General features: G+C 42.8%; 12 protein-coding genes. 7 read left to right on the top strand and 5 right to left on the bottom strand.

Annotation, left to right across the window (positions count from 1 at the left end; all coding sequences use genetic code 11):
- Nucleotides 1–182 precede the first annotated feature (182 nt).
- The 5 genes from AB4138_RS22725 (at nucleotide 183) to AB4138_RS22705 (ending at nucleotide 2,077) form a co-directional block, all read left to right on the top strand.
- Nucleotides 183–422, top strand: coding sequence for a hypothetical protein (locus AB4138_RS22725; RefSeq protein WP_136987172.1), 240 nt, complete (start codon nucleotides 183–185; stop codon nucleotides 420–422).
- Nucleotides 423–569: 147 nt separating this feature from the next.
- A complete protein-coding gene (locus AB4138_RS22720) occupies nucleotides 570–752 on the top strand; it encodes a hypothetical protein (protein WP_136987171.1) in 183 nt (60 codons plus the stop codon).
- A gap of 2 nt (nucleotides 753–754) precedes the next feature.
- On the top strand, nucleotides 755–937 hold the full coding sequence (locus tag AB4138_RS22715) for a hypothetical protein (protein WP_102423482.1): 183 nt from the start codon (nucleotides 755–757) through the stop codon (nucleotides 935–937).
- Between the two features lie 56 nt (nucleotides 938–993).
- Nucleotides 994–1,431, top strand: a complete 438-nt coding sequence (locus tag AB4138_RS22710) for a hypothetical protein (RefSeq protein WP_136987170.1) — start codon at nucleotides 994–996, stop codon at nucleotides 1,429–1,431.
- Nucleotides 1,421–2,077, top strand: coding sequence for a hypothetical protein (locus tag AB4138_RS22705; RefSeq protein ID WP_136987169.1), 657 nt, complete (start codon nucleotides 1,421–1,423; stop codon nucleotides 2,075–2,077). Before AB4138_RS22710 ends, AB4138_RS22705 begins: the two co-directional genes overlap by 11 nt.
- A gap of 51 nt (nucleotides 2,078–2,128) precedes the next feature.
- Here the strand turns inward: AB4138_RS22705 and AB4138_RS22700 are convergent, their stop codons facing one another.
- Nucleotides 2,129–4,090, bottom strand: coding sequence for an Ig-like domain-containing protein (locus AB4138_RS22700; protein WP_136987168.1), 1,962 nt, complete (start codon nucleotides 4,088–4,090; stop codon nucleotides 2,129–2,131).
- A 15-nt stretch (nucleotides 4,091–4,105) separates the two neighbouring features.
- Complete coding sequence (locus AB4138_RS22695; protein WP_206361545.1) at nucleotides 4,106–4,357, bottom strand: hypothetical protein; 252 nt, start codon at nucleotides 4,355–4,357, stop codon at nucleotides 4,106–4,108.
- A gap of 354 nt (nucleotides 4,358–4,711) precedes the next feature.
- Here AB4138_RS22695 and AB4138_RS22690 point away from each other — a divergent pair, with 354 nt between their 5' ends.
- Entirely contained in the window at nucleotides 4,712–5,002 is a 291-nt protein-coding gene (locus tag AB4138_RS22690; RefSeq protein WP_136987166.1) for a hypothetical protein, read from the top strand.
- Nucleotides 5,003–5,032: 30 nt separating this feature from the next.
- Here the strand turns inward: AB4138_RS22690 and AB4138_RS22685 are convergent, their stop codons facing one another.
- Nucleotides 5,033–5,815 carry a hypothetical protein gene (locus AB4138_RS22685; RefSeq protein WP_372050594.1) on the bottom strand — a complete coding sequence of 261 codons (783 nt, stop codon included), beginning with the start codon at nucleotides 5,813–5,815 and terminating at the stop codon, nucleotides 5,033–5,035.
- A 147-nt stretch (nucleotides 5,816–5,962) separates the two neighbouring features.
- Here AB4138_RS22685 and AB4138_RS22680 point away from each other — a divergent pair, with 147 nt between their 5' ends.
- Nucleotides 5,963–6,157: a hypothetical protein gene (locus AB4138_RS22680; protein WP_136987165.1), complete on the top strand. Its 195-nt coding sequence runs from the start codon at nucleotides 5,963–5,965 to the stop codon at nucleotides 6,155–6,157.
- A 186-nt stretch (nucleotides 6,158–6,343) separates the two neighbouring features.
- Here AB4138_RS22680 and AB4138_RS22675 read toward each other — a convergent pair whose 3' ends face one another.
- Both AB4138_RS22675 and AB4138_RS22670 read right to left on the bottom strand, forming a co-directional pair.
- Complete coding sequence (locus AB4138_RS22675; RefSeq protein WP_372050595.1) at nucleotides 6,344–6,580, bottom strand: hypothetical protein; 237 nt, start codon at nucleotides 6,578–6,580, stop codon at nucleotides 6,344–6,346.
- A gap of 265 nt (nucleotides 6,581–6,845) precedes the next feature.
- Entirely contained in the window at nucleotides 6,846–7,571 is a 726-nt protein-coding gene (locus tag AB4138_RS22670; protein ID WP_372307810.1) for a helix-turn-helix domain-containing protein, read from the bottom strand.
- Nucleotides 7,572–7,638 lie beyond the last annotated feature (67 nt).

Raw genomic sequence — 7,638 nt, 5'->3', positions numbered from 1 at the left:
AACTACCTTGAAAAACACCGCTACAGTGAAAACACTGGAATTGAAGATGTTCTTGTCGAGGCTGGAATTATTAAATTAACTGGAAAATCATGCAGAACTGGCTACGTCAGTGTGCCAATTGTCCAAGTTTTGATTTAGTGATTTTCTCTCATTGTTGACCATTGAATAAATGGAGATACCACATGACTACTTTCGAACAACTGTCAGCTTTAGTAGACATCGAGATCAGTCTTATTAAATCTGTCAGACGCATTAAATTGCTCAATAGACCACCATCAAATTTACTCACTGATACCTATCAATCATTCAATGATTTGAAAGCTAAAAGTGCCCAAATAGATAGTTACGCAGGCGACTGCATCATTGCTCGTATAGACCATCTTTTTCAAGATGACGTTATACAACCCCTTCTCAAGAAGTAACCCATCTCTCGGAGTTTGTAACCCAACAAACACCAACGGATAGATCCCATCTAAACCCCAATAAACCTAACCCAACACGGGACATATTAGCTAACCCGTGTGGTGGCCTAGTACGTCTCGAATTCCAGTTCTTGGAGGAGCTAACTCATGCCACGAAATATCCCAATAAGTAAGTTTGCTGACTTTATCTTGTTCTACAAGATAAACGGCAAGGTGAAGAAGAAAATGTTTGAAGATACAGAAGCAGGAAATGTGTATCGCTACGCTAGGTCATTCCCGCAAGGAATCGCTTGGAAAATTAGACAACTACCCTCACAGCAACAGGTGTGATTATGAATATTGAAATGACAGAGAAAGCCATGGCAGAACCGGTCGCAATGCATCTAGAAGGTGCTGATGTAGCCGTCGTTGTGGAATATTTTTTAGGTCGCCTAGTTAACGAGATCCCCGAAGAGAATCTTGAGGTGGTCCTTAAATCATGCAGTTCAGAAATCGATATTCATTCTAAAAAATGACATCTGCACTTACTAAACCCCATGTGCTTACGCACGAAATATACCGAGGAATTACTATGTCTTTCACAACAAAACCAGCAAATTTGAATTGTAACCTAATGAGCAAATTTGCACTCACTTGCATCATTGGCTTGTCATCTTCCACTGTAATTGCAGATTGTCAATTTGGTGCAGAGACGATCCCTGTTGGTGAACAACTTACGATTCGTGATGAATTCTTAGTCGAGGAAAGTTACCAGCATTACCTCAACCAAGGTTACACGACTCAACAGAGCAAAGAGTTCGCAATGTCCAGTGATTGGACCGTTGTTGCACTTGAATGCACTCGTCAATTCGTACCTAACCCTAATTTCACTCCTGAAACAGCTGAACATGCCGGTTCCCAATTTATTTACGTTGGCGACGTGCTGGTGGCTGGTCAGTTTCAACGTACTTTTTTACCTGTCGTGATGGGTTTGGAAGTAAAGCAAGAGGAGCGTTCTCATGTTCAATAAAGTGATAGATGCTGAGTGGGTTATGATTAATAACTCTCTTACCCCATGTAAGTTTAGTACTGCCTTTCATGAGTACTTGTGCTTACGACGTCACGATAATCATTTTGATTACGATACGAGCAAACACGGGTTACTTACACCGACCAGAAACTACTCAATTGAGTTCTTAATGGCTGCGTCTCATTCATTTGTCGAATTTGGGGATACGTTAATCGTTCCACTGCGTGCTTCGAATGAAAACATACAAGAAACGATGTCAATTAAGTTTGTCCCATTCCTGACTGATGAATTGGCCAAGCCCCTATGGTCTAAGTATGCGAAACATCAATCCATAAGGACTATCGGAAGATTTGCTGAATCAATGCAGTCTAACAAAAGCTATGTTTGGTCATGGATGAAACTTCAAGCTTCGGAATCTGTAGCGAATGAAACAGCCCCAACTCAAACAAACAGCTTAGAAGATGATCTTAAGGCGCTCTTATTTGAGTTCCGAGAAGATGAACAAAACAAAAAACTTCGTCGAAATACCAGTTTGGCTATCGACAAAGGTTATTTTGAAGGGTGCGAATGTACTTTGGCTTACGTGCAGTCCAACCTCATCAGGTTGTTACGTAGTCATGGTATTCGAGTACCAGAACAATTTTAACTAAAACAAAAATTGCTCCCATTGGGAGCAATTTTTTTCATCTTCCATCTGTTACTGGTTCAAACTCAACCATGTCACCGCAGATGTCCCCCAGCGTGTACTCTTTTGTGTTTTATATTCTTTTACTCCACTTCCAATTCGATAGAGCAAGATCGCTTGGTCTTCAATATTTGATAGCTTATTACTCAAATCGCCATCACCAAACTGTGTGATAACTTGATTGATGAAGTCGTTCAGTGCATCTGATTTCTGATTGATGTTGATGGCCACTATGTCACCTTCACTGAGTGTCGCAAGGTGTTCGTCCAAATCGGAATCGCGCCAAGTGGAAGGGTCAGCAAAACCATAACTATGATACTCAGCATTGGCACTCTTTCTGAGAAAGACTTGCAAGTTGCCAGTTGGTGCTTTCAACCGGTCCATCTCCAATGTTCGATCACATCGATTTGAATCGGCGTCTGAGCAAGTTCTCTGAACGACGTATCGCCAATCATGAGGTGAGTCGATCCAAGGGAATTCAATGCTAAAGTTCGCTATTTCTGCATCCGGAGTAAAATAGAAAATGGGTAAAGCTGTCCCTGTTTTATCAAGGTTGACCGTGATAGATACCGTATCACCTGGTGCGGCAATCTTATCACCAACCATCATGTCATGGGTGTTACTGGCATCAGCGGTGATTAAAGCCTCATGTGGGCCTTCCACTAAATTTCCTTCACCACTTTCAAGTGCTGGAATGGTGACTAGTGTGTGAGGCGTATTGTCCAAATTCAGCAGCTGCACATCAGAGGTGATAATTTCGAAGTTTTGGTTCAAGTAGTCATTGTTTGTCGAGGGTATGACCTGAATATCAAATGTGCCTGCATTGTACGTCGAGAGGCCATCGCTCGTTTCAAAGGTGATGTCGTGATGCATCCCAAGATCATCATCCGTCGGATTCATTTCGATGACACCCAAGTCATTTAATCGCATAAAGTTAGGCTTATTGATTATATTGACCACGGGCTTTCCGTCAGTCTTTGTTGACTTGATTTGGGTGAAGACATTTTTTTCTTGTCCAGATATAAGGTGTGGTGGCAACGTGAAAGATGTTCCACTCGAACGTACATTCACATCGACAATCCCGTCTGTAAACAAGTTCGACTCGTCAGTCACTCTATATTTGAATGTCTGAATGCCATCATTATCTGGTGATGGGGTATAGGTAAAGGTGCATGGGGGCGTCATCGTCACTAAACCATAATACGGTTGCTGGCTTACCATGCAGGTGTGAGAGTCGGTTGGGTTTTTGTCTGTCCAAGTCCCGGCCACCGTAAAAGGAGTCCCTTGTGATATATCGCCAGTCTTGTGTTCAGCGATAGGTGGATACAGTTGCTGAATGGAGTTATAACGCACATTCCCTTGTGACCAGTTGAAGAAGCCGAAATATCCCGGTGCAACGGTTAGATCATTGACGTCAAAGATTGTAGCGCCATCTAACTTGGTCACGATCCGATTCGGAAATAGCTGCATTTCAAATTGGTAGGGCTGGCCATGCATCCATTCTACATTTCGCTTCTTACCCAAGATGGTGTTTTGGCCTTGTTCAACATCATGAACCGTCCAGCCATATGATTTCATCTCATCTAAGGTGCCATCGAAATAAATTAAACTGAATCCATTGTCTGCGCCGGTTGGCAGTTTTTTCCATGAGAAGAGGTAAAAACCACCAGCAGTAGGATCGCCATAAATGAACCCGATGTAGTCATCGTCTCCAGCTCCCGCATCTACTTGAATGACCCCTTTGAAGGTTCGATATTCGTATTTGGTTGCACTCATAAACGCAGTGGGGTGTCCGTTGATGCTTTGGTAGACACTTTGGCCATCTGAACTCACCGTCCAGTCTCCTGACGCAGCTTCGCCGTACTGCTTCCATGTATGCAAATTCACTTTATCTGACTCAGCATTAGCGACACCGATGGACATTAACCAGTTTATGGCCACGCAAGAAAGAAGGTACTTTGTATTGAATTTCATGGCTTGTTCCTCTTATCAATGAATCGGTGAACCCGCGCTTTCGCTGACATCATCCTCAAGTTCGGTTTGCAAACGAGCCAGAGAAAACTCACAAATATCAATTAAATCTGCATCATCATTAAATTTCGCAACCGATAAAATGCTGCTTATGAGCAATTGGCGCAAATGCAGGGGCGTATCATCGGTGACACCTAAAACCTTTAATGCCGCCACTAACCGGACAGCACTATTGGTTTCTGTGTTGGTCGAAGTCGTATTTGTAGTCATCATTTACTCCAGTTTTCTTTTGCTGCGAACGCTGTGGGAAACGTGCGTATTCGGGGCTGTGCCATGGCACTCAACCGCAGAAAATTTCAATGCCAACCCAAAATCACGGGTTTAGATTGGCTACGTAAGCTGAGGATATCTCAGTGTCGAACCAAGAAATTCAAATAAGCAGGGCTATATCAGCGATTAAATTGATACGACTATGAGATTGGCGTGACGTTTACCGAGCTGTCGGTCCCTGAAACGATGCTTTGTCAATTAAGGTGCGATATTGGCTTCGCTAATTTCTAAAAGGAGAGAATGGGGCGTGTATAAATGAACTGAACCAATCAGTCAGCATAAATAAGGTACATTATGAACAACAACATGAAGAACTTTAACTTTAGAATTACGTGCATTGGTTTGATACTAATGCTGTGTTGCGGTCTGTCATTTTTTTTCCAAGCCGCAGTAAATGGCTACCCACTATTTGAATTCATTGCCGAAGTAGCTTTACGAAACAATCTTCCGCAAGATGTTAAAAATCTCGCGATGCTTCAATTACTTCCAACTGTCGGTGGCATATTGTTAGCTATCGGTGGTACGAAAAAGATGATCGCTGAGAAAAAGACTGCCGAATCGTCTGACGTCGAAGAGCAAGCATAAGTTAAGTGGTTAGGGACCTCATAAACCGCATTATGAGGTCTTGCTTATCCAAAATTCACCATCGCAAGGACCGACGAAAGGAATGGCTTCGCCACTGTTTAGGTACGAGTCTTCGCGTGATTCTCTTGGAGAGACAACGCAATGGTAAGTAATTGGAGATAAGCTAATAAAGAAACCAAGTTTCATAGGTCTAGATTGTCGATCCCAATATACTCGGCTGCGATATTGGTGACCTGTTTGTCTCCTATACACTATATCTTCGCGACCAAAGTAGTTCACTAACTCTTGCGTGCTTACTTTTAAAGAGAGTGTTACTGGAGCTAACGAAACGGTAGCGGTACTGAACCCAAGGTCAATTAAATCCTTTCGCATGTCGTTATAGTTTTGAATGTCGCGTTCCGGTGTATCGCTATATTTACCTCGTACTAAGCTCACTTCGTCAGAGCTCGTGATTAGATTCGAAGAGTGCGCAACGTTTTTGTAAACACCGATACGCGTAGCATCAACTAAAAAAATAGGTTCACGAGAGCATCTTTTTTCCGAAAGTGTCAAAAATTGATGAAGGTCGTAAATTTCTTTGGCTTGTTTCTGAAGTTTATTGAACAGGCTTTGATCGCCATTAACGTGACCTATCCAGCGAATATGTTGAGGTTTGGTCAGACGAAGGTGACCCGACTCGGTAAATTCTTCAGTGTATTTTGGATAGCAATGTGAACCAAAGGACTCAACTTCATTTGTGGAAGAGAGTACATCGTCGAAGAACTGCTCTTCTAATTTGAAGAAGCGTACCCAATCAGCGTTGCGGTTTGTCATTCTGGAAGACTCTTAGATAACGTATTATGTTATTGTATACAATTATTGGTTAAATACAAAATGGGCCTTGTATGACGAATAAATTGCCAGTAGCGCATCAAGAATGCGTCGAGGAAAAGGCGTTAGGCACTTAAAGGAGCTCAACTCATGCAAGAACTATGGTTATTGGTGATCTTCTATATCACATTTGGGTTTTGGGTTGGATGCGGCACCGCTCCCGCAATTCTCGTATGGATTAAGAACCCACACGAAAGTTCTTTGTGGAAGATTTGGGCTGTCACGTACAGTTTGGCGCAAGGGCCAATTGGGTTGCTTTCCATCAAAAACTGGAATATGGACTAAAGGTTATGCGTATGTCTATTGGAAGCGGTTATAAGAGGCTTACAGTCGCCTTTACTCTCTTAGTCGTCATGAAGTATGTCGAACCTGTTTCTTCACTTTTAAATGTCACCCCAAACTCTCTAGCCGATATTTCACTATTTCTATGCGCGGTATGTGTGCTCTCTATTTGGATACAGAGAAAGTTAGTTAACGACCGTATCTAACATCATCCGGTGACACTTTTTCCGCGATGTCTAAAAGTATAGCGACTACCGTTCTTTGAACATCTTGCTTTTGCTCTTCAAGAGTATAGCCAAATAAACTGATCTTTCTATCGATACCCGTTGCGATGGCATAGCCAGCTGATGGGTAGAGCACGATATTAAACGCGTCACTAATTTTAAGTTCGTGAGTGCCGTCATCCAAATTTGTCCATGAAATCATATCTCTCTCCTGTGCGCTAAGTGCATTGAAGTTCAAACAATAGCATCATCCAAAGTGGGTACACGGTAGTTTTGAGGGATATGTGAGAGAGTAATAAAGATTCATACTGAGTATTAAAGTATCATACTAAAATGGCAGCGATCGCAGTCGATACGCTGCAGTCGATACGCTGCCATTTGTGATTACCGAGGGAGGTTGACGGTCTAATTACCGAAGGACTCTGTCACAGTCTTATTAATAGTAGTCAACCATGACAGTTCTGCTCTTATTCGATAATTGATGCCTCGGCACGAGCTTCCCGTAACTCTCTTGTATTCAGCTTTTCTTCAAGCCAGATGTTCCTTACTGTTGAGTGACTAATTGAGATGTTAAATCGCTTTCTCATCTCACCACTGATCCTGATCGATGTTAGATGAGGTAATTTGAGCGTTAATGAGATGACGACATTTCGAGTCTTCTCATCGATGCGGTTACTGTGCCTTGATTGGCCATACATACGTTTCAAAGCTAATGGACCATGTGCTTCGAGAAGTTGACGGTTGTTGTGAATGCTTTTGACAGAGCAACCGCTCTGCCGAGCAGCTTCTCTCACATTGCCTAACTCCTTGGCAAGTTCAATAGCATCGAGCTTTTTCTGAACTTCTTCCCCGTATTCTTTCCTAGAGCTAGGCTCAACAAGCTCTTTAATGGACAGCTCTCGGTCAGCAAAGTAAGCGGCGAAGTTACCATCAAGTTGCTTACGTAGCTCAACTTGTTGACTCACGATAGAGTGCCTTAACGGAGAGGTAATTTGATACATTGCGTTACCATAACTGAAGGTATGGTCCCGACGGATTTTTCGATATTCTTTTTGGATACATATCGCATCGAGGTTTAGGTGTTTCGGAACGGGCTTATGTTCCGAGCGCACCTGCTTAGCGTTGACGGTGAGGGTTGTCGCCCAATAGTCAGGGATGAAAGTGTTTTGCAGGTAGTCATTTGCGCTATTCATATCGGTGATCCCCGCCAGTCTTAACTCAGGGACGAGACGATCTTGGAACCCCTATCTGGCAGGGTAG

It is taken from the genome of Vibrio sp. 10N.286.52.C3 (genome assembly GCF_041468865.1).
Lineage (GTDB): Bacteria > Pseudomonadota > Gammaproteobacteria > Enterobacterales > Vibrionaceae > Vibrio > Vibrio crassostreae_C.
Note: the sequence above shows the minus strand (reverse complement) of the source record. Positions and strands in the feature narration are given on the sequence as shown.